Raw genomic sequence first — 25,484 nt, forward strand, 5'->3', positions numbered from 1 at the left:
GAAAGTATTCAGGTATTTCGATTTCTACATATGCATAACTACGTAAAATAGAACCTAAGTAGGATTGAAAGATTGCATCCCAATCCGGTTCTATCTTTCAATCTTGTGTAAAATAGAACCTAAGTAGGATTGAAAGTCTATAACGAGGACGAGGTACTTAACGAGGCGCTTGTAAAATAGAACCTAAGTAGGATTGAAAGACCGTCACGCTCCAAGCGACCGCCGGTGCGCCTGGTAAAATAGAACCTAAGTAGGATTGAAAGTTTGCCATACCATTTCAGACCGGCCCCTGCTAGGGCCAGGTAAAATAGAACCTAAGTAGGATTGAAAGGAGAAGGGCCTTTCCGATCTCTTTCTCATCGAGGGCCTGTAAAATAGAACCTAAGTAGGATTGAAAGTGCACGCCTGCACCCATGGATAAAAAGGTTTTCATTTGTAAAATAGAACCTAAGTAGGATTGAAAGTTCTACTGATACTCTCTGCAAGTTCAAAAAGTGTAGTAAAATAGAACCTAAGTAGGATTGAAAGGAATTTTATGCACGAATTGTAATTATGTGGTAGGCAGTAAAATAGAACCTAAGTAGGATTGAAAGAAAACAATGAGGAATTACAGATCGATAGAGAGAAAAGTAAAATAGAACCTAAGTAGGATTGAAAGAAAAGATAGGAAGGCATTTTCATAATGGTGATAAAAAGTAAAATAGAACCTAAGTAGGATTGAAAGTGGGAAGCCGATACGAGAGGGGGGCAATTTGCATCAGATGTAAAATAGAACCTAAGTAGGATTGAAAGGTACACTACTCATCAAACTCACCTTCTAGGTCTACGTGTAAAATAGAACCTAAGTAGGATTCAAAGAAGAATTCCTAGGGAGCGGGCCTTCTCTATTATGGAGGGGGGGTAAAATAGAACCTAAGTAGGATTGAAAGATCCTCCTTAGCCTCCTCGATCTCCTGTTTGATGTCGTAAAATAGAACCTAAGTAGATTGAAAGACCATTATGACCACTTATTTTTATTGTGACGGGTCGAGTAAAATAGAACCTAAGTAGGATTGAAAGAAGGAAAAAGAGGGGGGGTTGGGCCCGATCAATGGAGAGTAAAATAGAACCTAAGTAGGATTGAAAGGACGAAGATTGAGCCCCCCCATTTCCAGAAATGCTTGAGAGTAAAATAGAACCTAAGTAGGATTGAAAGTGACTGTGTCAGCTTGACAACCAGATGGTCAGTTGCAGGTAAAATAGAACCTAAGTAGGATTGAAAGAGAAGCGATCTGACCCTATTGTCTCCCTTTCTCCATGTAAAATAGAACCTAAGTAGGATTGAAAGCCATTTTTATTTATATCTTTTGTCGCACACAGACGCGTAAAATAGAACCTAAGTAGGATTGAAAGGAGGCCGTGCCAGAAATCTTGCGAGTCCTGTTCGAATAGGTAAAATAGAACCTAAGTAGGATTGAAAGGGAACAATCGGCGCTCTCGATAATCGCTTTAATTTCTGGTAAAATAGAACCTAAGTAGGATTGAAAGATGGTCGCGTACACTGTCCCGCTGGCCCTGAGGCGAAGTAAAATAGAACCTAAGTAGGATTGAAAGAAATTCGTCTTCGGCTTCGTCAATGCAACCGGATCGAGGTAAAATAGAACCTAAGTAGGATTGAAAGATCGATAAGAATGGCCATAAGATGAGAACCACGATGTAAAATAGAACCTAAGTAGGATTGAAAGGCTCGGCGAAGAAAAAATTTCGTCGTCCTCCCTCGAGTAAAATAGAACCTAAGTAGGATTGAAAGTTCTATCGAGTCAGTCGAGAGAATATCGAGAGGATGCAGTAAAATAGAACCTAAGTAGGATTGAAAGCCAAATGTCCTCCGAATCGACGGAAACGAGGGGGGGGTAAAATAGAACCTAAGTAGGATTGAAAGCTACGTCCAATCTTATGGACTTTGCCAATCCTATAGTGTAAAATAGAACCTAAGTAGGATTGAAAGATATTCGGGCTCTATTCCCTCGATGTAGGCCAGCATCGTAAAATAGAACCTAAGTAGGATTGAAAGGAGGCCGTGCCAGAAATCTTGCGAGTCCTGTTCGAATAGGTAAAATAGAACCTAAGTAGGATTGAAAGGGCTATTGATCGACCGGTTTTTTTCCTGTACAAATCGGTAAAATAGAACCTAAGTAGGATTGAAAGAAATAGTGGGGGGTCTCAATTTTTATCGGATAGTTTGAGTAAAATAGAACCTAAGTAGGATTGAAAGCCAACTATTCGATCCTCGTCGTTCCAGGTCAGTTTGGGTAAAATAGAACCTAAGTAGGATTGAAAGAATGGTGCATGCTATTCCAACTGCCTGGGCGCAGGGGGTAAAATAGAACCTAAGTAGGATTGAAAGGTGACGGTCGATATCTTATCCAGATTGAAAATCATGTAAAATAGAACCTAAGTAGGATTGAAAGTGAGAAAATAATGTTAGCCCGCTCCATTGGATCGCAGTGGTAAAATAGAACCTAAGTAGGATTGAAAGATCCTATGGCCTCAATGACTTCCTCGACGACCTCCTCGTAAAATAGAACCTAAGTAGGATTGAAAGTTTGCCATACCATTTCAGGGCTGCGCCCCCGAGGGCTGGTAAAATAGAACCTAAGTAGGATTGAAAGCCATCTAATCCCGGATCTCCTAGAGGCCGGGGGGGGTCTGTAAAATAGAACCTAAGTAGGATTGAAAGCCCTTTTTCATCCCAGCCATGGGCATGTAGCAATTTTGGGTAAAATAGAACCTAAGTAGGATTGAAAGCGAAATTCGTATTGGTGGTACGAAATTCGGAAAAAAGGGTAAAATAGAACCTAAGTAGGATTGAAAGTAACATAATATTGAGACAACCCCCCCAGCCAATCAAATTGTAAAATAGAACCTAAGTAGGATTGAAAGGCTTTATCACACTTTTTGATGCAGGTGCAATCATGAGTAAAATAGAACCTAAGTAGGATTGAAAGTAGAATTTCATGCCTCTGCCTCCGCTTCGTATTCTATGTAAAATAGAACCTAAGTAGGATTGAAAGTCTTATTCAGAGGAAAATGAGCCGCAATATGCAGGTAAAATAGAACCTAAGTAGGATTGAAAGTTCCATACTGCATGCAGAAGGATTGCAAGTGCAATAGTAAAATAGAACCTAAGTAGGATTGAAAGTTGGGGGGGATGCCTCCCGGACAGCCGTACTGATCGCAGGGTAAAATAGAACCTAAGTAGGATTGAAAGTTCTCAAAGAATCAAAAGAGAGATTCTGGAAGATAAAGGTAAAATAGAACCTAAGTAGGATTGAAAGAAAAGTATCCGAAACTCCTTCATGCCCATGGCTGGGATGGTAAAATAGAACCTAAGTAGGATTGAAAGGTTTCGTTCTGGGTTCTGGACTGGTCGGTAAGAAACGTAAAATAGAACCTAAGTAGGATTGAAAGATTTATACTGATACTGATAGCTTTTTGTTGTTAACAAAGTAAAATAGAACCTAAGTAGGATTGAAAGAGAAGGAGAAGTGGAAAGCTAAGATCCGGGGGCCGATGTAAAATAGAACCTAAGTAGGATTGAAAGAATATGAACTTTAGGACCTCTTCCCACACAGGTGCAAGTAAAATAGAACCTAAGTAGGATTGAAAGAAAAAAAATGGAAAAGAAGACGGCACACGACCAGATAGTAAAATAGAACCTAAGTAGGATTGAAAGCCGGATGACACGGGCGGTAAGATCCTTATTGAGATAGTAAAATAGAACCTAAGTAGGATTGAAAGGCAATAGGACATGTTCATTATTTGTCCATCGAATGAAGTAAAATAGAACCTAAGTAGGATTGAAAGCGCATTCATGCTCCAGTCTAGGAGTATGCTTGTTGGGCAGGAAAATAGAACTTGAAAAAGACTAGAGGAAATTGAGCTCCGGCCATCCTACAGTGAAGATCAAAAGTTCACACAGTGACATTTGACATTATCCATAGATGTTCTGCTCTAGGCATGGATTACTCCGTCTCATATCACGTTCTCATGTCTAACTCTGCTCTCGCCGATAGTTATCCTGCGCACCGTTTTCCTGCTCCTCAGGATAAATATATCGAGAACCTCGCTCTCTCTATCAATCTCACCCTTCAGTTTATCCAGCAGTATTCTCAGGTTTCCCAAAGTTATATCACCCATGAAAACAGAGTTCTGAATGTGTAAAAGGTAAGGTTTGCAGATCTTGGATATCCTCGCATCCTTTGAGGCATTGACATCATAGACAAGGACAACGAACATGCCTATCTCCTCGCAACGTAAGGTTTGTATGGTTCACCCTCAAGGATGTACCTCTCCAGCTTGTACAGCTCGAGCCTGATGATGTGCTTGTTCGAAACGTACCTCGCTAGCGATTTTGAATATACTGTCTTTTCCATCTCTTCACTGAACCTGCTGAGCACCATCCGCCTCCCGCTTCGTTCAGAAACACTCCGCCGTTGGACACAAAGTGCTTGTCTGGCTTGAGCTCCTTCCTCCTTATCATTGACACTATTACAGAGTGGCCAAGTATGGGCTTGAATATTTCAGCCACATCTAGGGCCAGGCTGGTCCTGGATGTGGACGGCTCGTGTAAGAAGCTGACTGTAGGGTCAAGGTGTGTGCAGAATATTTCAGAGGAAACCGTGGAATAGATCAGGGAGTTCACGAAACTTATGAGCGCGTTTCCGAAGGACATCGGTGGCCGCCTGCTCCTGGTTCCGATCCTGAACTCTTCTGGCAGCACTGTGTCCAGGGAATCAAAGTAAGAATCCGCTATGTTTCCCTCGATCCCCATCAGTCCCGGGATATCGGTGGCTGACAGGACATCACGGAAGCTCACCCTGATCCTGGGTGCCCCCCCGTGACGCCTCAGGTTCACGTTGTAGTTCCTGGCTGCACCTATAACGAAGGCCCTGGCGAGGTGCATCCTCGATCCCGGGTCCAGGAACCTAGAGAACTGCATGATCCGCACCTTACCGCTTATCAGGTAGTTCTCTGGCAGGATGCTCGATATGTACCTGCCTGAAGAAGTCATGAGGAACACAGGTATCCCTGCCCTGGATAGGAGCTGGATTGCCGGCTTCGTTAGGGTTGCGTTGCCTGTGATCACCAGCGAATCAACATCGTTGAGCGGTATCTCGGATTCACCGTCCCTGCTCTTCAGTACAAGGCTCTCGTCTTTCCTTGAAATGATGCCGTTGGAATTTATGTAGTATGGCCTCAGTCCCTCACCTCCCTCCCCCCCAGCAGAACTCTACGTAGCTGCAACCCCCCCTCCTGCAGAACCAGTTCCTCTTCGCCTGGGGTATTTCAGAGACAGTCATACTCTCGATCTTCCGGTACGCTTCCTGAAGTTCCTGAAGGTGTTCAGGCAGGGCTATCTCCACCACCTTCCTTGAGCCAGTGAGGTGAAGTATTCCCCTGGCCTCCACGCCGTAACCTGAAAGGAGGCAGTTGAGGTAGTGGGCAAGCTGGAGCACGTCTGCTTTGAGGGCCTTCCTGCCCCCCCTCTTGTACTCATGCACCAGGGCGGTGCCATCGGGCAGGATCTCAAGGTTGTCGATGACGTTGGAGCCCACTTTCACCCTCGAGAATCCTGGGTGTTCCCTGTTCTCTGCCAGGTACTTCCCTTCCATTACGAACTCCGTGCCATCCGTGATGTATATGTTGTGTACCGATAGCCAGAGGCGCCTGTCGCAGATCTGTGAATAGCTCACGTCTGTGCCCCCCCTTATCTCCTCTGGCCTCAACCTCTCAACTCCCAAGCTGCACCCGATAACTCAGCCTCTCTGGATACCCGGTGACGTTCACTATGGCCTTCACGAGATCTTTTGCCTGTGTGGGCAGCCCGCCGCATGCGTTGAGGAACCTGAACGCTCTCTCCAGGCTGTCCAGCATTTCCCGCCTCTCCTTTCCGTATATCTCCTGGAAGGTCATGCTCACCTCCCTGGTAGACACATCCGTGTATGGGAGTCCTGTTATCCTCACGTCGAAGCCCCGGTCCGGCTTATCCTTAAGGCCGGTTACCACAATGCCATGCTCAGTCTTCAGGTAATCCGCGTTCTGCATGAGCCAGAGGGCATCATACCTGTACTGTTCGCTGGCCCCATCTCTACTGTCGCCCATCATGAAGTTGATCTCCTCCCTGTCTCCTATGAAGTACCTGAATGTGTCCATGTAATCGGAGAACCAGCTGCAGAAGCAGGAGAGCTCCTCGCACTCCTCCACCTCCGCCTTCTTCCTCATCTCGTTGATCTTTGCCACTGCAGCCAAGGACCTCCTGACTCCGGTCCCGAACCTGCTGTCACTGGCAGAGACGGACTCCTCCACAAGCGTGTCCCTGGCGTCCCTCGTGAAGAACTGCAGCAGCACACCAGCGTATATCCCCCCCACGATCTCTGGCTTCAGGCTTGTTCCTTCCTCTCCGATCTCCTGTGATAGCCTCTCGACAACGTTCATCCCGTCCGCTATCTTGCCCATGGCCCTGTCAATGATGGCCTGGTCTCCCATTGCTATTATCAGGCGGCTCCTCTCCCTGATGCCCCCCCTCCCCGACCCTGCCCGCCCTCTGCCTCAGGTTGTGGCCGTAGTATCCCCCCCGGGAAATGATGAAGTTCATGAAGTCCCGCGGCGGGTTGTGGCCCTGCTCAACTATGTTTGAAGCAATGACTATCCTCTTGCTGAAGCAATTTCCGAGGGCAGCCTCCCTGTCACTCCACCTTGATAGGTCCATTCGGTTGAGCAGGCAGATATCTCCGGGTGAAATCCCCCCCTCTCAACCATCATGTCCCTTGCCTGGATGCAATCCCTGATGCTGTCCAGTATCAGGAACCACTTCCCCCCCTCCCTAATGTCGTCCAGGTGCTGTTTGATGGTGTCAAGGGCCCCCCCCTCAGGGTGGAGATCGTACCCAATGGGGCCACGTATGAAATCACTGCCGGCCTTCTCCACGTTCACTATCTCGATCTCGTCATCGCCCACCAGTCCCCCCCTGAGAACGCTTACGACCTCTTCCTCAAGCGTTGCGGAGCTGATCAGGAACTTGATCTTCCTGCGTAGGAGTGAGATGAGTGCCAGCAGCCGGTACTTCTGGTCCCTGCTGTACACGTGGAACTCGTCCAGGACTATGCACCTAAGCCCCTCGATAACGAGGTGTGAAATGTGGTCCGACCGGGACCGGGGGGGTGGCCTGTAGAAGTTCGTCAGTATGAATAGGAGGAGGGTGGGGGGGTTCGTGAAGACCAGCGTTGAGTTGGAGACCATCTTCGTTATGGTGTATTCCCTGCCGAGATTCCACTTCACAGCGTTCTCGCGCACTGAAGATGCAGTGATCCTCTCGACGCCTGTCATGCTGGCGCTGAACTCCCTGAAGTTCTGGTCGATCAGGACGTTGTTCGGCATCACTATGAAACTCCTGTAAACGTCACTGTAGAGCCTTGAGAAGGCCCTGGTCTTGCCCGCCCCTGTGGGGGGGCCTGCAGCACGAGTATGTTTTTCTTTGAATCCAGGAAACCAGCCACTATTTCTTGGAAGGAACGGTCAACGTATTCCTCTCCCGATTCTATCAGCTGGCATGCCATGACACGCCCTCTGAGTAGAGGTCCCTGAACTCCTCCACGGTCACCGGGCCAACGACGAAGTACTGGATCACGGCGTGCTCCGAGTAGCTGAACTCCCTCCCCTTCAGCGCTTCGCGCTTCACTGAGAGTATCTTTGTCAGCGTGTAGAGGTTCAGGTAGCACCTCATTTTCTCCGGTTCTATTTCCTCCACCTTCAGCATGCCGGTCTTACCCGTGCCCACCCTCAGAACGTTTGGCAGTTCCCAGCGGCCGTCGTCAAGGATCAGGCATAGAAACGGTTGCCGGGCTTCATTGGCTGCTGAAAGTAGAAGTTCTTGTACATTATGCCACCGACCTTTATCAGGGGGGGGTGCTGGTTTGAGCCGTTGTAGTCGATGCCCTGCATCGTGTTCCTCGTTATCTGCTTGAAAAACTCCGTGTAACTGCTATCCATTCCAGCAAGGTACCCGGGCACGGCCACGGAGAACCAGAAGCTGTATTCCCTCAGTTCCGAATAGTTCGGCACGAACTTCCCCGGCTCCGGGGGGGCTTCGCCCACCCCTAGCTGGTGCAGCATGGCGTACTTCAGGGCTATGTCCCCCCCGATAAATGGGGGGGAGGTCCTGTTGCCCCCTCCCACTTGGCTGGTAGTAGTAGTTAACCGGCTCCAGCACCGTGAGCCTTACACCGCGTACCCTCATTGTGACCTCCAGAATTCTGCCCAGTCCTGCTCCATCTTGGATATCATCTGCTCCGCCACAGTCCTGAGCTCGTCCCTGTTTGCTGCCAGATGCCTTGCGTCCGAAATCAGATTCTCCAGGCCCTCTCCCGTAAGGAGGCTGTCACCGTAGGCTGCCTGCATCTGCTCGATGATGGTCTTCTCAGGGTTCCAGGAGCCGCTCTCCCAGCACTCTTCCATTACGGAGTAAGAGGTCACCCCCCCCTGTCGCCTTTCGAGAATCCCACCGCGACAACGGTGTTCTGCATGTTGTCCCCCCCGAGTATCGATGTCCTTGCGCCGTACCTTGTGGTCTTCAGGGTGGTTGCGATGACCACCTTCAGCATGTCCAGCGATGCGTTTTCGAGCGATATAAAGCGCACGAACTTCACGCCAGGCTTCACGTACTGTGTGTTGTATATTGCGTTCCTCTGCACGTTGCCTGCTCATCCATCAGGATGGTGCCTGTATCCGAAAGGGAGTTGTGGGTCAGCCTCTCGGTGATGGCACCCATGGGCTCGTAGCTGTAGGACCAGTCATAGTAGCACCTGGACGCTATAGATGCTGCCTCCCTCCCGCTACCTGTGCTGGAGTCTCCATATATCAGGCTCACCGTTCTTGAGCAGCGATTTTGCGCTCACCGCATTCCTGTGGTAGTTCTCCGGCACTGCGCCAGCCCACCTGAACAGTGTGAGGGCTGTGCCACGCTCCGCGCCCCCTCCACTTGGGACCAGGAACGACTACCCTGTCGTACCCGAAGAACATTTCCGATGTGGTCTCAGTCGGTTCATTGTTCCTGCATATAAAGAATGACTTGGTCTCCGAGACCACAGCCACCTTCATGAACAGCCCACTGTTCCTCCTCAGATCCAGATCGCCCACTGATTTCTTCAGCAGGCCTGCCTCAACAGCTTCTGACACACTCTTCATTTTTACTCAACCTCCCTCATTCTCCCATCACGTACTCAAACTCGAACGCATCGATCAGGTAGGACTTCATGTTACCGGTCGGTGGGCGACCGTGGAAGTCCTTTTCTATCATCTCCAGGAACGTCCTGGAGAACTCCCTTATCTTCTCGCTGTCCAACCGAACATAGTGCTTCGAGTCCGGCTTGTCCCTCTCAGCCTGGAGGCCTTTGTAGAGGTGACCCTCCACGAACTCCAGGTAGTTCCCTAGATCCACTTTTTCCTTTGCTCCCACCACAGTTTCTGAAAGAGCCTTCTCTAGCACGTCAAGACTCTCCCTCAGCATCCAGGACCTCTGAGAGCCACTCATGTCGAATCTTGGCGGCCAGAGCTCCCTTGCTATCCTCGCAAGTTTCTTCACGCTTTCCACACTCACACCTCCTTTCACTCCACCAAAGCCCCCCCTCTCCGCATACAGTTCCACCTTGGCCTTCAGGTGGGGCGGGAACCTGAACCTTCTGGAAGACGAACCCCCCCTGCCCGACTCGCCCCCCCTGTTCTCCTGGCTCCTGACGGCGTCCATGCAGTACGAGAAGAGGCTGATTGGTTCCCTGATGAACTCCCTCAGTATCTCTGCCTCCTGGTCGTACCTGTTCTTCGATGAGCTCCTTGATATGTTGGCCAGGAACCCGATGTCCTCAAGGAAAGCCAGCACCTCCTGCAGCTTGTTGTACCTTACCCTGGAGATGCCAAGTTCATCCAGGACAAAGTTGTTCACTGCGTAGTTGAAGATCTCCCTCTGCTGGAGGGCCGGTGGAGAGTGAGAATCTATTACCTGCACCCTCAGCTTGGTGCCTGAAGCCAGTCTTATGGCTTCCTCGTACAGCCTTAGGGCATCCGATGTCGTCTCAGGCTGGTCCACAGCCAAGAAGTATGAGGTGTCCTGCCGGAGGGGCCCTTTCCTCCTGCGAAGCGAGACCACTATTTCATCTATCCTCTCTGCCGCCCAGTTCTCCGCCTTCTGGTTGCTGGCCAGGTAGTTGAGGATCCTGTAGAGGTCGAAGAAGGGTATTGGGCCCGGGAAATCGAAGAACACAAAGACCGACCCTTCTCTGGATTCGCCCAGCCCGAGCTTTTTCCTTAGGAAAGATTCGAGCACATACCTCCCGTCAACAAGGGAGTTCTGGATGGCGGAGGTGACGACCCTGTTCGTGAATATCGCGTTTGTCCTCAGCCCGTACAGGTTTTCCTTTATGGCCTCCGTCTCTCCCGGGTATCCATCTATCATGGACATGTTCCTCTTGTCGGGCACATCCGGAAGGTCCACAGAGGATGGGCCCAGGATTATTCTGACGATTTTCAGCAGGTTATCCTTGAACCCTGTCTCTGACGTCTCTGAGGACAGCTCTCTTGAGACCTCTGCTGCAAGGGCGTGCCAGTCTATTCCAGAGGCCTGTACAGCTAGGTCGTCGGGAATGCCGATCTCGGCTGCAACCGCCTTCCCGTCTAGGCCGGACAGGGCAACTACCAGCGGGATTAGAAGCGGATTTTTCCTCTTGTTAACCTCTTTTGTTTCCCTCAGGAGGGCATTGATGACAGCGTTTCCGCCTTCCAAGCTGCAGAGAGAGTCAAGCAGTTCCTTGACTTTCTCGAACTCCCCCTCCCTGACCTGGGAGCCTATGAGCTGAACTATTCGTATAAGTATTACTTTTTTCATCTTCTCCGTGTCGGATATTAGGTCACTCACACCTTCAGTCAGGTTCCTGTAGCTCAGCGGCTTGGAGCCACGGGGAGTGAGGCTAACCTCCAGGTCTCCCTTGAACTCACGGTTCACTACGTCCCGGTACCTGGCAAGCGCTTCCATGGCATCCTGCGGCACAGGCTTATCCTCAGGCCTGAGGGCCTGTTTCAGCTTTTCAGGCTTGCCAGCGACCTCCCGCAGAACCTCCTCAGTGATGTAGACCATCTGCTTTCCAGGGATGTTGATCCTCCTATCTGTGAACTCTATGCTGTCCGCGATCTCCATCATCTGGCCAGAGATGTACTCAGCTAGGCTCTCCGCCACCTTTTCTGGCTCGATGCTTATCCTCGACCTGGCAATGTAGTATATGGCATCCGGAGTGCTCCAGAGGTAGTGGCCACCAGAGGAACTTATGATCTCCACTACTGTGTTTCTCAGGAGTCTGTCACAGCGACAAAGTACGTTGAGCCCAGCGGCGTCTTGAATACAGAGTAATCTGTGAAGAGGTTCACCTCCAGGAACTTTAGGCTCCTGAACCACTGGTCGGATGCTATATTCAGGGGGGGCTCGGCAAATTTGCTGGATATCTTGTCGGCAAGCGATGAGAAACCAGACTCAAAGGTAAGCATAGGATTGACCTGCACCCTGGAACTCAGGGCATTGAATTTCGTGTCCTCCTCCGTTGAGAATGCGATCTGATAGATGTCGTCCGTCGACATCGACACCTCGCTGAGTGTATCATGGAAGTACATGTTCACAAGGTCGGAGAGGCTGTCCCTAGAATCCTTCATCCTGTAATCGTCACCCGTGAGCTTGACGTAGTCATGGAATAGGTAGCCGAGGAGTGCCCTCTTCAGCCTGAACGACAGCTGAAGGCGCCAGTCCCCCCCTGCCATCGGCGCTTGGATCCGTGGGCCCTCTCTCAACCCTATTCTTGATCCTCTCAATGAGGTCTGGGTTCATTGCAGGGTTGCTGAGAAAGGTGTCGAGTATCTTCAGGGCACACTGCTCCCGAGAGGATGTGGCCTATGTACGGGAGGTCGTACTTCCTCTCCCATGATGCCCGTGAAGGGTCTTCCCATTCGCCACCCTTCGCCGTTTGGTTCCAATCCTCTTCGTTCCATATGCGCGCCACCACCTTCTCCACGAACACTGGTACGCACTCTGGACCGACGGTTCCCTGTACTGTTTGGGATCTGCCTTACATTCGTCTCTTCCATTCAGCTCACCTCCCAGCACCCCAGACCCAGGCCTGTCTTCGATCCCAGGCCCCCGGTAGTAGAGGAGCAATATGTCCGATGGGTTTCCCGTTATCTTTCCGGCGAGGTTAAAGCATGTCGTTATTGAGTTTTTTCCTGCGTTCGAAGAGATCCTTGCAGTCTTCCTGTGCGATTTGAAGATCTCGATCTTCACCCGGGGGGGCTCCTGCACGCCCAGCTTGTTCTTCAGAAACCATTCAGTTGTGAGGTTCAGGTTCTCCTCGATCCTATCGGGGGGGTCAACAACATATTTCCTGCCATCACTGAAGTCCCTGATCAGAACGGGCGAGAGGGTCCTGAACTCGAGTTCTCCCTGCATCTCATTCTGCTCTACCTCCTTCACTGACTTCACTGTAAAGCTTGTATCCGCGATCTTGAGTACCGGGTTAAGGGCCAGCCCAAGCTTAAGGTACTCCAGCAACCTGTCGTCCAGAGTCCTGAAGACAAGGAACCCCCCCCTGTCTATCTTCAGGCCGTTGATGCCGGTCGAAACATCCCTGGATATTATGTTGCTGAAGGTGAAAACCGAGAAGCTAGAAGGCACATGCAGGGGGGGCCTTACCTTCTGCTGGTAGATACCGAGCCTAGAATAGAGGGACATTGCAAGGTAGTAGTTGTACTCGTACGGGATCATCTTGCCTGAGGTGCGCTCCATGGTGATCAATGCTGTTTTCATACCGATAAGAATATTATCTAGGTTTGATATAAACTATTCGGTGCGGATGGACGAAAAAATTTCTTCGTTGAAACATGATCCGGAAAGGAGGAAGCAAATCTCAGTGGTCTCATTCGTGGGATTCCAGAAACACCTCGTAGCAGGATTCTTTGAGCAGGCCCATAAGGCATTTCAATTTGATTCCGGGACCATACACCTGTTCCACAGCAAGGATGAGGACCTGAGTGCTGAGCAGTTCGCCAGGTATTCATCTGTAAGGTCAGCACTTGACAGAGTTCTTAGGCAGGATTGGTCCGGGTTCGAGGTACGAGAAGTCACTCTGAGGAATATCTGGGATATCAGAGAGAGTATGGGCCATCTCGATAAGATAAAAGACGAGTCTTGTCTCGTCAACTTGAGCGCAGGACCTTCCGTGTTCGCTGCATCAGCTATCCTCTGGGGACTGAGGAAGGGTTCGCTCCTCGTGGGACACGTGGTTGAGAGGAGGGAACAATCACTCAAGGATCTCGGGGGGGAAGAGAGCAACATATCCATATTCTCTTTCATCGATCTGAGGCCTTATTACAGCTACGTTTACCTTGACCATATGGACAAAATGATACTGAAGGCCATTGCTTCCGGCAGCCAGTCTAGTAACGAAATACTGAGATTTGTCCATAGATCCCTGGAGGAGCATTGGAGGATTTCCCTGAGGCTGATCCAGATGAGGCTGAACTCCCTTGAGCAAATGGGGGGGCTCATAAGAAGTTATAGATCAGGAAAATCAAAGAATTACCTGGTATCTGATAACTTGACCAAGATCATAGACATCTCAGGTTTTCTCGGTACATAGAAAGCCAGGATAACATAATTCCCTTAGAATTCCAGAACCTGGTGCGCAGAAAGCCAAGATCTTTTCAGAACCCCCAGGGCACCCTAAGTAAGGATTCAAGGGTCTCGTGCCTAATTATGCTGAACTGATACGATTAATTTCAAAGATAGTAAAATAGAACCTTAGTAGGATTGAAAGTCGAAAAGATGGAATGCCTTCCTAACGCGCCTGGCAAGTAAAATAGAACCTTATTAGGATTGAAAGGAGGACTTCACGGACAATCCCAGGAACACAAAAATATGTAAAATAGAACCTTAGTAGGATTGAAAGTTCACCATGTCATCCTCGAACCACCTTTCTACGGAGGGTAAAATAGAATCTTAGTAGGATTGAAAGTTTGAGGGCAATCGCGGACCTTTTGCCTCTCATGTGTAAAATAAGAACCTTAGTAGGGTTGAAAGATAAGAAATAGATCTGCAAGCAGTAACGGGCCTAAAATATCGCTATTAGAATGGAGCCCCCCCTGTGTGATTCAAGGTTCCAGGGAAAACGGGGGGAAAGCTGTCCAGGATTACCTTAAAAGGGACTCAGGAGAGACTGAAATTGACACCGCTTCATTTCAACAGATAGTGACTACCCCTGCACAGAACCCATGTCACCCAGATAACCCATGTCTATTATCCCGAACTCCTCAGATATCGAGAATATCCTGAACTTCTTCGGATCGACCTTCCTGAGGGCCGGGGGGGTGAAGTGCTCCTCAGATATGAGGGACGTGAGCACGTCCGTGCCTGAGGAGTAGAAGCTCATTGATGGAGTGATTATGACTCCCTGCTCCGCATTGACCGGGAAGGCGGGCATCTTAAAGACTCCCCCCTACTTTGTCCCTCAGCACCACCGATGGGTGCTCGTGGCCCAGGATCGTTATCTTCTTCAGGCCCCTGTCCCTGTCTCCGTGGTAGATGAAGTACCTGTCCGTCTCATACGCCTCGTGCATCCTGATCCCCCTCCTCGACAGGATGGTCTGGAGGTAGTTGTCGTGGTTCCCCCCCCTCACGAAGACCAGTTCCACTGTCCCCCCCTGGTAACGGTCTATGAAGTGGAGTATGTCCTCCCACTCCTGGGGGGGCAGGTTCCTGGAGAACTCCTGCTTGAAATCCCCGTTGATTATGATCTTCTCCGGCGAGTACCTTTCGATGATCCTGTCCACCAGGCCCTCCACATGCTCCCTCTGCATTTTGGGCAGGAAGAGGCCGTGGAGGTTCATCTCCTCCTCGAACCCCCCCAGGTGCAGGTCCGATATGACGCAGGCATTCTCGTCCCTGAGGTAGAGGCAGTAGAGGTCGGAGATGAAGACGTCCTTAATCACCTGGATCTCCTTCACAACCACCGATGGGAAAAGGGAATAAACACTTTGACATTCCAGATCCGGTGCAGCTTGCTCTCTTCATAGACAGGGACGGGACGATAAACAGGGACTGCCCCCCCTACTGCCACGACCCCCCCAGGGACCTCCATATCTATGAAGACGCGGTGGAGGTGATGGGGTTCTTCCAGTCCCTGGGTTTCATGATCGTCATAGTGACCAACCAGTCCGGCATCGGACGGGGGGTACTTTTCCGTCGAGGAGATGGAGGAGTTCAACTCCCACCTCCTGTCCTCGCTCAGGAAGAGGGGGGGTGTGAGGGTCACCGCTGTGTATTACTGCCCACACAGGCCCGAGGAGGGGGGGTGCAGCTGCAGGAAGCCTGCCACCGGCCTGGTGGAGAGGGCCGCCAGGGAACTCAGCATAGACCTCTCCAGGTCATTCATTGTGGGGGGGGACAGGGACGACGTGGACGGTGAACTGGCCAGGAGGCTCTCAATGCCCTACATGATAATGGTCAGGGACGTTTAAGTACAGGGCTTTGCTGGCTGCATAGGCAGATCCATCCCGTCTCCCAGGAGCTTCAGAAAATGGTGGACTGACATGCTTTCCGGAATCCCCCCCGAAAAATCTGGGGGGGGCCCAGGGCCTCAGGACGCGCTCTGGGCCTGCCTCCTGAACTCCTCTATTGCGGTCTTTATCTCCTCCACGGATGCCGAATCCTCAAGGGTGCTTATGTCCCCCCCGGGCAGCTGTCCCAGGGCCACCGCCTTCACGACCCTCCTCATTATCTTCCCGCTCCTTGTCTTGGGCAGCTTAGTGACCACGTGTATCTCCTCCGGGACGTATATTGGCCCCAGGTCCTCCCTGATCCTCTTCCTTATCCTCTGCACCACGTCCCTGTCGTGCGCGAACTCGTCCTTTATAACCACGAACGCAACGATGACCTCTCCCTTCACCGGATCCGGCCTGCCGAACACAGCGGCCTCAGCCACCTCCTTGTACGAGATGAGCGCGTCCTCCACCTCGATGGTGCCCAGGCGGTGGCCGGACACGTTCAGGACCTCGTCTGCCCTGCCCAGGAGCCAGTAGTAGCCGTCTTTGTCCTTCACGCAGTAGTCGCCGCAGAAGTAGTTGCCGGGGAACCTCTCGAAGTATACCTTCTTAAACCTCTCCGGGTCCCTGTAGAGTGTGAGGAACATGCCGGGCCAGGGCCTCCTGTATATTATGTAGCCCTTCTGCTCCGGCGGCAGCTCCCTCCCCGATTCGTCAACAACCACCGGGTCGACGCCAGGCATCGGGAACGTGGCTGACCCTGGCTTCAGGGGGGGCACGAGTCCCAGGCCCAGCTGCGGCGATATCATGAAGCCTCCGGTCTCCGTCTGCCAGTATGTGTCTATTATCGGGCACCTGGAGCCGCCTATGTTCTCGTAGTACCACTTCCAGGCAGCAGGGTTTATGGGCTCGCCGACTGTGCCCAGGGTCTTCAGGCTCGAGAGGTCGTGCATCTTCGGGTACTTCTCCCCGTACCTCATCAGTGTCCTTATGGCTGTGGGCGAGGTGTAGAGGATGTTCACCCTGTACCGCTCGACTATCTCCCAGAGCCTGTCAGGGGGGGCCGGGTAGGTGATCGAGCCCTCGTACATTATGGAGGTGAGGCCCAGGATCAGGGGGTGCGAACACGATGTAGCTGTGGCCCGTGATCCAGCCTATGTCTGCGGCGCACCACCACCTGTCGTCCTCCTGCGGGTCGAAGGCCCACCTCAGCGTGTTCGCCACCCAGACCGAGTAGCCGCCGTTGCCGTGCAGGGCACCCTTGGCTTTCCAGTCGTGCCCGAGGTGTAGAGTATGAAGAGCGGGTCGTTGGCGTCCATCCACTCCGGTTCCACGTAGTTCATCCCGTCCTTGACAACGTCGTGCCACCAGACGTCCCGGCCCTCCTCCATGTTCACCTCATGGCCTGTGCGCTTCACAACGACCACTGTCCTAACGGTAGAGGTCATTTCCAGGGCCTCGTCCACGGTCTTCTTCAGCTCCACTATCTTCCCGTTCCTGAAGCCTCCGTCGGCGGTTATGACCATCGTTGCCTCGGAGTCCTTTATCCTGTCGGCAAGGGCCTGGGCACCGAAGCCCGCGAAGACGAATGAGAACACTGCACCTATCCTGGCGCAGGCCAGCATGGCCACGGGCGCCTCTAGGATCATGGGCAAATATATGACGACCCTATCTCCTCTCCTTATACCTAGGTCCTGCAGGGCCCTGGCGAAGTTGTTCACCCGCCGGTACAGGCCGTCGTATGTGACTATCTTCTCCTCTCCGTTCTCCGCCACCCATATGTATGCGGCCTTGTTCCTCCTGTGCTGCTTCAGGTGCCTGTCCAGGCAGTTGTATGACACGTTGAGCTTGCCGTTCACGAACCACCTGTAGAATGGGGGGTTTGAATCGTCCAGCACCCTGTCCCATGTCCTGAACCAATCCAGTACCTGGGCCTGTTCCGACCAGAACTTCTCCGGCTCGCGCAGGGACCTCTCGTAGACTTCCCGGTACCTGTTCATGTGCGGTGTGTAATACTCGCCTGTGGGCAGTATGCCCTTCTCTTCATCCATATTTGAATATACACTTTTCTGTATATTATGGTTGCCCAGGCTCCGGATTCAGGGTTCAGATAGTGGTAAATCCACCCCCCCCGCGATACGGTACCATGGCCCTCATAGCACTGGTCAGGCACGGGGGAGAGCGAGGCGAACGTCCTGAATATTGTCACTCACGAGGAGGGCAAGTACCACCTCACGGAGCGCGGGAGGGAGCAGGCCCTATTCATCTCCAGGACACTTGCGGGCCTGGGCTTCAGGAGGGTCTACAGCAGCCCGCTGCTCAGGACCGTGGAGACCGCGGAGATCATTGCAAGCCACCTCGGCCTCAGCGTGGAGGTGGATGCCAGGCTCAGGGAGACGGACATGGGGGGGCCCTATGCGGGCATGAGGGCGGATGAGATCCCCCTGGGGGGGGCCCAGGGAGGAGATGCCCATAGAGAGCTGGGCCTCGCACGTTGAGAGGATGCATGAGGCCATTGACAGCATGAGCGAGGCGAGCATAGTGGTGAGCCATGCTTTCCCCATAAGGGCCTACCTGGCCAGCGTGATGGGCCTTGGTGAGGAAGAGTCCTACGGCATAGAGGTGAGGAACGCGTCGCTGAGCGTGGTGGACAACAGGACATTTGAGGTCATAGCGATCGGGTCCTTCGTGCTCAGCGGGAGGGTCCGGAAACTTATAATAGAGAGGAACAGCATGCCGGCTGTGGATCTATGATACCGATTCAGGAGGGGGGGTGTGAGGGACGCCGAACCACCTTGCGGGCCAGAAGAGCCCGTACCTGATGATGCACGCGGATAACCCTGTTGACTGGTACCCGTGGGGGGGGAGGAGGCATTCGAGAGGGCCAGGAGGGAGGATAAGCCTGTGTTCCTGAGCATAGGTTACTCCACGTGCCACTGGTGCCATGTCATGGAGAGGGAGAGCTTCAGCGACCCGGAGGTGGCCAGCGAGCTGAACAGGACGTTCGTGTGCATCAAGGTGGACAGGGAGGAGAGGCCAGACATAGATGCCACCTACATGATGTTCTGCCAGCTGGCCAACGGCTCCGGGGGGGGTGGCCACTGAACGTTGTCCTCACCCCCCCGTCCGGGAAGCCGCTGTTCGCGCTCACCTACATACAGGGTGAGCAGGCGCGGCCAGATGGGCATAATCGACTTCGCCAGGGCTGTGAGGGAGCTCTGGCAGGAGAGGAGGGACGAACTGGAGGGCAGGGCAGATGAAATACTGAAGGAGCTGCGCTCCAGGGCACCATCGGGAGGAGGCGACATCGACCCGTACGTGATCCAGAGGGCTGCCGAGGCCCTGGCCATTTCGTACGACGAGGTGAACGGCGGCTTCGGGTCAGCACCAAAGTTCCCCACGCCCCACAACCTCATGTTCCTGGTGCTCAACTACTTCAGAACCGGCGATGCCAACAGCCTGAGGATGGCCAGGGAGACCCTCAGGACCATAAGGTGGAGGGGGGGCATATTCGACCAGGTTGGCCACGGGTTCCACAGGTACTCCACGGACCAGGCGTGGGTGATACCGCACTTCGAGAAGATGCTCTACGACCAGGCCATGCTCATGATGGCCTATTCCTGGGCCTACTGGGCCTCGGGCGACAATGATCTTAAGGAGACCATATACGAGGTCGATGGGTTCCTGCAGAGGGAGATGAAGGGCCCGGGGTATTACTTCACCGCAATCGATGCGGACAGCGAGGGGCAGGAGGGGGAAGTTCTACACATGGAGCTCGGCGGAATTGAAGTCCATTCTGGGGGGAGCGAGTATGCTGACTTCGCCTCCACCTTCAGCGTGAGGGAGGAGGGCAACTACCTAGAGGAGGCCACGGGCAGGAACACTGGCAGGAACATACTCTTCTCCCTCTCGCCGCTCCAGAGAGACGGGAGGATAGAGGGGGGGTGGAGGAGGAAGCTCCTGGAGGCCAGGGAGAAGAGGGTGAGGCCGGCCACCGATGACAAGGCCTTAACGGATAACAACGCACTGCTTGCTGCAGCGTACCTCATGGCCTTCAGGGCCACATCAGATACCGTGTTCAGGGACAGGGGCCTGGAGATAATATCCGCCATAGACAGGTACATGGTGAAGGGCGGCGTCCTCATGCACTCCTACAGGGACGGCGAGGCCTCCGTGCCCGCGTTCCTCGACGATTACGCATACCTGTCCCTGGCCCTCCTCATGGCATACGAGAGCACCATGGAAACCGCTTTCCTGGACAGGCTGGTGCGCACTGTGGAAGAGATGAATGGCCTCTTCTGGGACAGCAACGGTGGCGGCTTCTTCAGGAGCAGGGAGGGCCAGGGCAACCTGGTGAGGATGAAGGAGGCCTATGACGGTGCGGTGCCGTCCGGAAACTCCGTGGCATCGTACGTGCTCGCTGCCCTGTACTCTCTCACGGGCAGGGAGGAATATGCTGATATGGCCTCCAGGGCGCTGGGGTGCTTCAGGGCCGAGATCGAGAGGGGGGGCCGGAGTACCACTGCTTTGCCCTGATGGCCCTGGACCTGCTGCGCTCCCGAACATACTGTGCGGTCATCTCCTCAACAGGAGGCGGCTGGGAGGAGCTCCACAGGAAACTCTTCAATGCCTTCAGGCCGAACCTGTTCGTTCTGCTGCACTCCGGCCAGGTGGACCTGCCCAAAACGGAGACCATACCGGTGTCCGACAGGCCCCCCCTGGTTTACCTGTGCACCTCCACGGAGTGCATGCAGCCCACGGCCAGCGCGGAGGCCGTGCTGCACGCGTGCACACCGTGATGCCCGGTCAGTAAGGCCTGCCCACTGTTGTGAGGAGGCCGTCCTGGCCGCAGACCACGCACCTCCCCCCCCTCTTCTTCTCGTTCTCCACGGTCCCGAGGACCTGGAGCTCGGCCTCCCTTTCCAGGCGTCGGCGCAGTCCTTGGAGCCGCACCAGAAGGTAGAGACCAGCCCTGACTTCCCCCCCCTGGCCTCCTTCATGTCGTTGAGTTCCACTGTCATGGAGAGGAAGTGCTCCCTGGCCCGCCTCATGATCTCCTCCTTGACATCAGCGAGGGCCTTCCTCAGGTTCTCCTGCATCTCGCCCAGGGGGGGAACGACCTCCTGCCCCTTATGCTCCTGAGAGCCAGGGTGACCTTCCCCTCCGAGACCTCCCTCTCGCCTATCTCGATCCTCACAGGCACGCCGCGCATCTCCCAGTCGTTGTATTTGTACCCTGGGGGGGTGTAGTTGTCCCTGTCATCCACCCTTACCCTGTAGCCCAGGGCGGAGGCCCTGGAAGCCACGTCCCTGGCGAATGAGAGCGTGTCCACCCTATCGGAAGGTATCGGTACCACTATGAACTGCACGGGCGCTATGTCAGGCGGCAGTATCAGGCCCTGGTCATCGCCGTGTATGCCTATCACCGCCGCAAGGAGGCGCTCGCTCATGCCGAATGTGGTCTGGGAGACGTAGTGGTGCTCGCCCCCCCTCTCATCATCGTACACTATTCCGTAGTTCCTGGAGAAGTTCTCGCCGTACTGGTGTATCGTGCCGATCTGCAGCGTCCTGCCCCCCGGCATGACCGTGTCGAAGGCCAGAGTGTACATTGCGCCCGGGAACTTGTCCCAGTCCGGGCGCCTGTCGATCCTGTAGGGGGGGAGGCACAGAGCATCGGTTATCTCGTTCCATATGTCAATGTATTCGCGCATCTGCCTCTCCGCGTCCTCGTAGTCCCTGTGGGCCGTGTGGGCCTCGAAGAAGTGTATCTCCCTTATCCTGATGAAGGAGCGTGTGTGCTTCGTCTCGTAGCGGTATACGTTCACTATCTGGTATATCCGGAGCGGCAGGTCGGAGTGAGAGCGTATCCAGAGCGGGAACATGGAGTACATGGCGGCCTCGCTGGTGGGACGCAGGGCCATCTCCACCTCCAGGGGCTGCTTCCCTCCCCCCCTGGTAACCCAGAAGACCTCGTTCTCGAAGCCCGCCACGTGCTCGAACTCAACGCTGAGCTGGTCACGGGTTATGAGGAGCGGGAAGCTGACCTCCTGCATGCCCCCCCTGCTGTCCACGGCCCTTCTTATTATCGTATCTATGTGCTGCATTATCTTCAGGCCGTAGGGGAGCCACACGTTCATGCCCTTCACGGGGTAGCGCTTGTCGCTGAGGCCTGCCAGGTCTATGATCTCGTTGTACCACTCGCTGAAGTTGGACTTCCTGTTCTCCATTCTGGGCCTCAAATATCAAGGCAGTAATTTAAACTCTCCCCCCCTGGGGATTCCGTGGAGGTGTGCCACTCCATGCAGACTGGGCAACCAGTGTGCCAGGCCTCCCGTGGGGACGGTTCAAACAGGAAGGGCCATACCGGCCCTGGTCGTCTCTCAAGTTAATCAGGCAAGACGGTAACACCACCTTCGGACCGGTCCACCTGTGGCCCCGGTCTGCACGCCATCCCGTCTGCCCCCCGTCCGGCCCCGGGCACCGCTGTGCCCCCCCCATTACCTAGCATACTGGTGCATCACCTACCCACTCCCCAGTGTCTCACTGCAAATTAGAGGTATCCAGCAGTGCGGTGCCCCCCCGGCAAAGTATTAAAGTGACGAGCGATGTACTCTCATGATATCCGCGGACCAGCTCCAGCAGGACAGGCAGCTCATCATTGACTGGGCAAGGAGGATCATACCGATCAGGGCGATATCTCCAAAGAGTGGCGGGCGGGGGGAAAAGGAGAGGGCCGACGAGATCTGCAGGATACTTTCCGAGATGGGCATAAGCAACTTCACCAGGTATGATGTTGAGGACGACACCGGGACTGTGAGGCCCAACATCGTTGTCAGGGTGGGTGACAGGCCCAGGACGCTCTGGGTGGTGGCCCACATAGACACCGTGCCGGAGGGGGGGACCTGGGCCTCTGGACATACCCCCCCATTCGCGGCCACGGTGGAGGGTGACAGGATCTACGGGCGTGGCACGAACGACAACGGCCACGCAGTCTTCCTCTCCCTGCTGCTCCTGCAGCATGCCAGGGTGGGGGGGAGATGAGGTACTCGCTGGGCATAGCGTTCGTCTCTGACGAGGAACTCGGTAGTACATACGGGATACAGCACCTCCTGAAGCAGGGGGGGGTGTTCAGGAAGGGCGATATCATAATCGTGCCGGACGCGGGCAGCGAGAGCGGCCTGCAGATCGAGGTGGCGGAGAAGAGCATACTCTGGCTGAAGTTCACCGTCAAGGGGAAGCAGTGGCACGCCAGCATGCCGGACAACGCCGTGAACGCGCTGAGGGAGGCTTCGAAGCTGATCACGGAGCTTGACAGGGTGCTGCACGAGAAGTTCAGCGCATCGAACACGCTCTTCCAGCCACCAGTGTCCACGTTCGAGCCGACGAAGCATGAGAAGAACGTGGACAACATAAACACGATACCGGGCACAGAGGTCTTCTACTTCGACTGCAGGGTGCTGCCCGTGTACGACCTGGACTTCGTCCTGGACACGGTGCACGACGTGGTGAAGGAGTTCGAGGCCAGGTCAAAGGCAAGGGTCACGTACGAGGTCATACAGAAGGAGCAGGCCCCCGCCGCCGACGCCGGAGAACAGCGAGGTCGTCAAGCTCCTGAGGGAGGCGATCAGGAAGAGGCTGGGCGGTGAGCCTGCGGTCATAGGCATAGGCGGCGGCACCTGTGCAGCCTTCTTCAGGAAGGAGGGCATGGACGCTGCAGTCTGGGGGGGCACCGAGGTCCCGACCACGGCGCACAGGCCAGATGAGTATGTGGTGATAGGCCACATACTGCAGGACAGGGACGTGATAGAGGAGATCCTGTACGGCAGGTGACGCCCGGGCGGGGGGGTGAAAGGGTTATATCCGCCCTCCAGTTCCGCGGAGGGATGGAGGGACACTATCCTGAGGTGGAGGAACGCAGGAGGCGTGCTGTCCTCTACACCGATATCGCCATTGCGTTCTTCATCCTCTCGCTCCTTGCTGACATATTCTTCCTGGCCTTCGGCCCTGGGATCATCGAGTTGAGCGTAAAGGGTTACCAGGCGCTTCCCCCCCTGCCATACTGGAGGAGGTCAGGGAGATAGAGTACGGAGCAATCGTGCTCGGCCTCACCGTTACTTCCATATGCCTTGCTTTCAGCGTGGCCATAAGGTCCCGGGTTATCGCCTCACGCTACATGGAGGCACACGCCCTCGATTCAGTGCTCCTCTGCATCGCCGCTGTGCTATTCGGCGGCCTCTTCGGGGGGGGCATATTCCTGCTCCTGGCCAGGTCTGACCTGCTGATACTGGGCGACCCGTCCAACAGTTTTTAATGCATCTAGCGCTGGGCATGGCATGTTCAGGGAGGGCATGTTCAGGGACAAGGTCTTCCTGATAACGGGCGGCGGCACAGGCCTCGGCCTGACCATAGGGAAGATGGCTGGCTCGCTGGGTGCGAGGATATGCATTGTGAGCAGGAAGGAGGAGCACCTCAGGGAGGGGGGGCACAGGTCCTGACGGAAATGGGCATAGAGGCGGAGTGGATGGTCTGCGATGTCAGGGACTCGGAGGCTGTGGAGCGGGCGGTGGACCACTTCTGGTCCGGCATGGGGGGGAGGATCGACGTGCTGGTCAACAACGCTGCCGGGAACTTCGTTGCCAGGACTGTGGACATAACGCCCAAGGGCTTCAGGACCATAGTGGACATAGTGCTGAACGGTACCTTCAACATGTCACTGTACACGGGCAGGAGGATGATATCTGCCGGTGGCGGGAACATAATCAACATCGTCACGACCTATGCATGGACCGGTTCCGCGTTCGTTGTTCCTTCCGCTGCTGCCAAGGCTGGCGTCCTTGCCATGACGCGCTCGCTCGCAGCCGAATGGGGGGGCCCGCACAAGATAAGGGTCAATGCCGTGGCTCCGGGGGGGCCATTCAGGACCCAGGGCGCGTGGGAGCACCTCGCATAACACCCGAGATAGAGAGGAAGATAGAGGAGAGGAACCCGCTCCGCAGGGTCGGGAGGCCGGAGGAGATAGCGCAGGTGTGCCTCTTCCTCGCCTCGGACATGGCATCCTACATCAACGGGGCCTGCATAACGGCCGACGGGGGAGAGTGGGTCAGCAACGCCGGGCAGTTCAACCTCTTCTCCGGGCTGATGGGGGGGAGGAGGTGAGGGTTTCAGGACTTCCTCCTCATTATGCCCGGCCCCAGCGGCAGCATGCCAGGCTGATGGAGTTCATGACTATGGCGAAGCTCGTGTATGCGGCGAATGTCGCTGCGAGGATGCCGAAGTAGCCGCCCACATGGGTAAGGGCAGTGCTGGAGTATACTGCGCCTGCGCCCAGTGTCACGAAGGCAAGCCAGAGGGTCAGGAAGACCAGGTTCAGGGCCAGGTTCAGCAACATGGCGCCTCCCCCAGAGGTACAGGGTGAGTATGCCCCCAGAGTATCAGCGACCAGCCAACCGCAACCGAGGGGGGGAGGACTGTCAGGACCTTCAGGTCAGCCAGGATCTGGAGGAGTGCGTAGAACTCCCAGAACGCGCCGTAGCTGGTGAAGGCTGTGAAGCCGAAGGTGTTCCCCCCCTCCTCATCTCCCAGGATCCAGCGATCAGCTGTCCCAGGCCGCCGTAGGCAGCGGCCAGTGCACAACGACGTTCGCGCCGCTGGCCGGTATTAGGCCCGCGTTCACAAAGCTAAGGAGGAAGGTGGTGAACGCAAAGGCCGCCAGGCCCAGCGGGGCGGGATCAGCGCTCAGCGCCTTTGAGAACGGGTTTTCCATGCTGTCTGTCAGTCAGACCACCTGCATGATCAGGCTGTCGGCTGTATATAAAATATTCCATAAGTTATACTTTTGAATAGCTGTTTTGAAATCCACCTAGGTATTCATATCCA

24 protein-coding genes, 9 pseudogenes and 1 CRISPR repeat array are annotated in these 25,484 nt (G+C 54.2%); of the genes and pseudogenes, 13 read left to right on the plus strand and 20 right to left on the minus strand.

Translation table 11 applies throughout. From position 1 onward, the window contains the following. Positions 1–42 precede the first annotated feature (42 nt). Positions 43–3,914: a CRISPR direct-repeat array (repeat unit 29 nt; unit sequence GTAAAATAGAACCTAAGTAGGATTGAAAG). 100 nt (positions 3,915–4,014) lie between these two features. The 15 genes and pseudogenes from cas2 to cas6 all read right to left on the minus strand — a co-directional run bounded on the left by cas2 (position 4,015) and on the right by cas6 (position 12,856). Further along, positions 4,015–4,278, minus strand: coding sequence for a CRISPR-associated endonuclease Cas2 (cas2, locus tag JCM13583_RS04100; RefSeq protein ID WP_075056796.1), 264 nt, complete (start codon positions 4,276–4,278; stop codon positions 4,015–4,017). A gap of 106 nt (positions 4,279–4,384) precedes the next feature. Beyond that, complete coding sequence (gene cas1, locus JCM13583_RS04105; protein ID WP_162509362.1) at positions 4,385–5,242, minus strand: CRISPR-associated endonuclease Cas1; 858 nt, start codon at positions 5,240–5,242, stop codon at positions 4,385–4,387. Positions 5,243–5,246: 4 nt separating this feature from the next. Next, a complete protein-coding gene (locus JCM13583_RS04110; protein ID WP_075056798.1) occupies positions 5,247–5,783 on the minus strand; it encodes a Dna2/Cas4 domain-containing protein in 537 nt (178 codons plus the stop codon). Continuing rightward, positions 5,773–6,528, minus strand: coding sequence for a hypothetical protein (locus JCM13583_RS04115; protein WP_075056799.1), 756 nt, complete (start codon positions 6,526–6,528; stop codon positions 5,773–5,775). The genes JCM13583_RS04110 and JCM13583_RS04115 overlap by 11 nt, the downstream gene beginning before the upstream one ends. Next, positions 6,506–6,751: a hypothetical protein gene (locus JCM13583_RS12090; protein ID WP_162509364.1), complete on the minus strand. Its 246-nt coding sequence runs from the start codon at positions 6,749–6,751 to the stop codon at positions 6,506–6,508. The genes JCM13583_RS04115 and JCM13583_RS12090 overlap by 23 nt, the downstream gene beginning before the upstream one ends. Beyond that, a pseudogene (locus tag JCM13583_RS04120) lies at positions 6,688–7,491 on the minus strand (DEAD/DEAH box helicase family protein); the annotation flags it as partial. The pseudogene JCM13583_RS04120 and the gene JCM13583_RS12090, both read right to left, overlap by 64 nt. 91 nt (positions 7,492–7,582) lie before the next feature. Then, the gene (locus JCM13583_RS04125; protein ID WP_075056801.1) at positions 7,583–7,819 is read right to left on the minus strand and encodes a hypothetical protein; all 237 of its coding nucleotides are present in this window, start codon (positions 7,817–7,819) and stop codon (positions 7,583–7,585) included. A gap of 41 nt (positions 7,820–7,860) precedes the next feature. Continuing rightward, positions 7,861–8,217: a hypothetical protein gene (locus JCM13583_RS04130; RefSeq protein WP_075056802.1), complete on the minus strand. Its 357-nt coding sequence runs from the start codon at positions 8,215–8,217 to the stop codon at positions 7,861–7,863. Between the two features lie 57 nt (positions 8,218–8,274). After that, positions 8,275–8,514 carry a hypothetical protein gene (locus JCM13583_RS04135; RefSeq protein WP_075056803.1) on the minus strand — a complete coding sequence of 80 codons (240 nt, stop codon included), beginning with the start codon at positions 8,512–8,514 and terminating at the stop codon, positions 8,275–8,277. Beyond that, a complete protein-coding gene (cas7d, locus tag JCM13583_RS04140) occupies positions 8,511–8,732 on the minus strand; it encodes a type I-D CRISPR-associated protein Cas7/Csc2 (protein WP_075056804.1) in 222 nt (73 codons plus the stop codon). Before cas7d ends, JCM13583_RS04135 begins: the two co-directional genes overlap by 4 nt. Beyond that, complete coding sequence (locus tag JCM13583_RS04145) at positions 8,696–8,908, minus strand: hypothetical protein (RefSeq protein ID WP_075056805.1); 213 nt, start codon at positions 8,906–8,908, stop codon at positions 8,696–8,698. Before JCM13583_RS04145 ends, cas7d begins: the two co-directional genes overlap by 37 nt. Beyond that, positions 8,905–9,225 (minus strand): hypothetical protein, encoded by a 321-nt coding sequence (locus JCM13583_RS04150; protein ID WP_075056806.1) that lies wholly within the window; start codon positions 9,223–9,225, stop codon positions 8,905–8,907. Before JCM13583_RS04150 ends, JCM13583_RS04145 begins: the two co-directional genes overlap by 4 nt. Positions 9,226–9,241: 16 nt before the next feature. Continuing rightward, positions 9,242–11,365, minus strand: a complete 2,124-nt coding sequence (locus JCM13583_RS04155) for a hypothetical protein (protein WP_075056807.1) — start codon at positions 11,363–11,365, stop codon at positions 9,242–9,244. 11 nt (positions 11,366–11,376) lie between these two features. Then, positions 11,377–11,838: a hypothetical protein gene (locus JCM13583_RS04160; RefSeq protein WP_075056808.1), complete on the minus strand. Its 462-nt coding sequence runs from the start codon at positions 11,836–11,838 to the stop codon at positions 11,377–11,379. 130 nt (positions 11,839–11,968) lie between these two features. Continuing rightward, complete coding sequence (gene cas6, locus JCM13583_RS04165) at positions 11,969–12,856, minus strand: CRISPR-associated endoribonuclease Cas6 (RefSeq protein ID WP_171823429.1); 888 nt, start codon at positions 12,854–12,856, stop codon at positions 11,969–11,971. Here cas6 and JCM13583_RS04170 point away from each other — a divergent pair. After that, positions 12,846–13,709, plus strand: a complete 864-nt coding sequence (locus JCM13583_RS04170; RefSeq protein WP_171823430.1) for a hypothetical protein — start codon at positions 12,846–12,848, stop codon at positions 13,707–13,709. The two genes, cas6 and JCM13583_RS04170, sit on opposite strands and share 11 nt — an antisense overlap. A 612-nt stretch (positions 13,710–14,321) precedes the next feature. Here the strand turns inward: JCM13583_RS04170 and JCM13583_RS04175 are convergent. Next, positions 14,322–15,072, minus strand: a pseudogene (locus JCM13583_RS04175) (metallophosphoesterase). Positions 15,073–15,080: 8 nt separating this feature from the next. On the opposite strand from JCM13583_RS04175, the pseudogene JCM13583_RS04180 reads away from it, so the two are divergent. Next, positions 15,081–15,585: pseudogene (locus JCM13583_RS04180) on the plus strand (HAD family hydrolase). Between the two features lie 119 nt (positions 15,586–15,704). On the opposite strand, the pseudogene acs reads toward JCM13583_RS04180, so the two are convergent. Continuing rightward, positions 15,705–17,660 (minus strand): annotated as a pseudogene (gene acs, locus JCM13583_RS04185) (acetate--CoA ligase). 144 nt (positions 17,661–17,804) lie between these two features. Here acs and JCM13583_RS04190 point away from each other — a divergent pair. The 7 genes and pseudogenes from JCM13583_RS04190 to JCM13583_RS12110 all read left to right on the plus strand — a co-directional run bounded on the left by JCM13583_RS04190 (position 17,805) and on the right by JCM13583_RS12110 (position 20,408). Beyond that, complete coding sequence (locus JCM13583_RS04190; protein WP_162509367.1) at positions 17,805–18,107, plus strand: histidine phosphatase family protein; 303 nt, start codon at positions 17,805–17,807, stop codon at positions 18,105–18,107. Further along, the gene (locus JCM13583_RS04195; RefSeq protein ID WP_075056811.1) at positions 18,076–18,363 is read left to right on the plus strand and encodes a histidine phosphatase family protein; all 288 of its coding nucleotides are present in this window, start codon (positions 18,076–18,078) and stop codon (positions 18,361–18,363) included. The genes JCM13583_RS04190 and JCM13583_RS04195 overlap by 32 nt, the downstream gene beginning before the upstream one ends. A gap of 34 nt (positions 18,364–18,397) precedes the next feature. After that, positions 18,398–18,523: pseudogene (locus tag JCM13583_RS12095) on the plus strand (DUF255 domain-containing protein); the annotation flags it as partial. Beyond that, a complete protein-coding gene (locus JCM13583_RS12100) occupies positions 18,466–18,714 on the plus strand; it encodes a DUF255 domain-containing protein (protein ID WP_171823431.1) in 249 nt (82 codons plus the stop codon). The pseudogene JCM13583_RS12095 and the gene JCM13583_RS12100, both read left to right, overlap by 58 nt. Then, on the plus strand, positions 18,618–18,869 hold the full coding sequence (locus JCM13583_RS12105) for a DUF255 domain-containing protein (RefSeq protein ID WP_162509370.1): 252 nt from the start codon (positions 18,618–18,620) through the stop codon (positions 18,867–18,869). The genes JCM13583_RS12100 and JCM13583_RS12105 overlap by 97 nt, the downstream gene beginning before the upstream one ends. Then, a complete protein-coding gene (locus JCM13583_RS04200; protein ID WP_171823432.1) occupies positions 18,772–20,145 on the plus strand; it encodes a thioredoxin domain-containing protein in 1,374 nt (457 codons plus the stop codon). The genes JCM13583_RS12105 and JCM13583_RS04200 overlap by 98 nt, the downstream gene beginning before the upstream one ends. After that, positions 20,145–20,408, plus strand: a complete 264-nt coding sequence (locus JCM13583_RS12110) for a hypothetical protein (protein ID WP_162509372.1) — start codon at positions 20,145–20,147, stop codon at positions 20,406–20,408. The genes JCM13583_RS04200 and JCM13583_RS12110 overlap by 1 nt, the downstream gene beginning before the upstream one ends. A gap of 7 nt (positions 20,409–20,415) precedes the next feature. Here JCM13583_RS12110 and JCM13583_RS04205 read toward each other — a convergent pair. Next, a pseudogene (locus JCM13583_RS04205) lies at positions 20,416–21,835 on the minus strand (proline--tRNA ligase). 388 nt (positions 21,836–22,223) lie between these two features. Between JCM13583_RS04205 and JCM13583_RS04210 the strand changes: the two are divergent. The 4 genes and pseudogenes from JCM13583_RS04210 (at position 22,224) to JCM13583_RS04225 (ending at position 24,764) form a co-directional block, all read left to right on the plus strand. Beyond that, positions 22,224–23,438: pseudogene (locus JCM13583_RS04210) on the plus strand (M20 family metallo-hydrolase). A 53-nt stretch (positions 23,439–23,491) separates the two neighbouring features. After that, on the plus strand, positions 23,492–23,689 hold the full coding sequence (locus JCM13583_RS04215) for a hypothetical protein (RefSeq protein WP_162509373.1): 198 nt from the start codon (positions 23,492–23,494) through the stop codon (positions 23,687–23,689). Between the two features lie 14 nt (positions 23,690–23,703). Continuing rightward, positions 23,704–23,919, plus strand: a complete 216-nt coding sequence (locus JCM13583_RS04220; protein WP_075056813.1) for a hypothetical protein — start codon at positions 23,704–23,706, stop codon at positions 23,917–23,919. Positions 23,920–23,941: 22 nt separating this feature from the next. Then, positions 23,942–24,764, plus strand: a pseudogene (locus tag JCM13583_RS04225) (SDR family oxidoreductase). A 22-nt stretch (positions 24,765–24,786) separates the two neighbouring features. Here JCM13583_RS04225 and JCM13583_RS12115 read toward each other — a convergent pair. Together JCM13583_RS12115 and JCM13583_RS04230 are read right to left on the minus strand one after the other, a co-directional pair. Beyond that, a complete protein-coding gene (locus JCM13583_RS12115; protein WP_162509374.1) occupies positions 24,787–24,996 on the minus strand; it encodes a GPR1/FUN34/YaaH family transporter in 210 nt (69 codons plus the stop codon). Continuing rightward, positions 24,987–25,371: pseudogene (locus JCM13583_RS04230) on the minus strand (acetate uptake transporter). The gene JCM13583_RS12115 and the pseudogene JCM13583_RS04230 overlap by 10 nt, the downstream one beginning before the upstream one ends. Positions 25,372–25,484: the final 113 nt, after the last annotated feature.

The organism is Thermogymnomonas acidicola JCM 13583, from assembly GCF_001316105.1.
Classification (GTDB): Archaea; Thermoplasmatota; Thermoplasmata; order Thermoplasmatales; family Thermoplasmataceae; genus Thermogymnomonas; species Thermogymnomonas acidicola.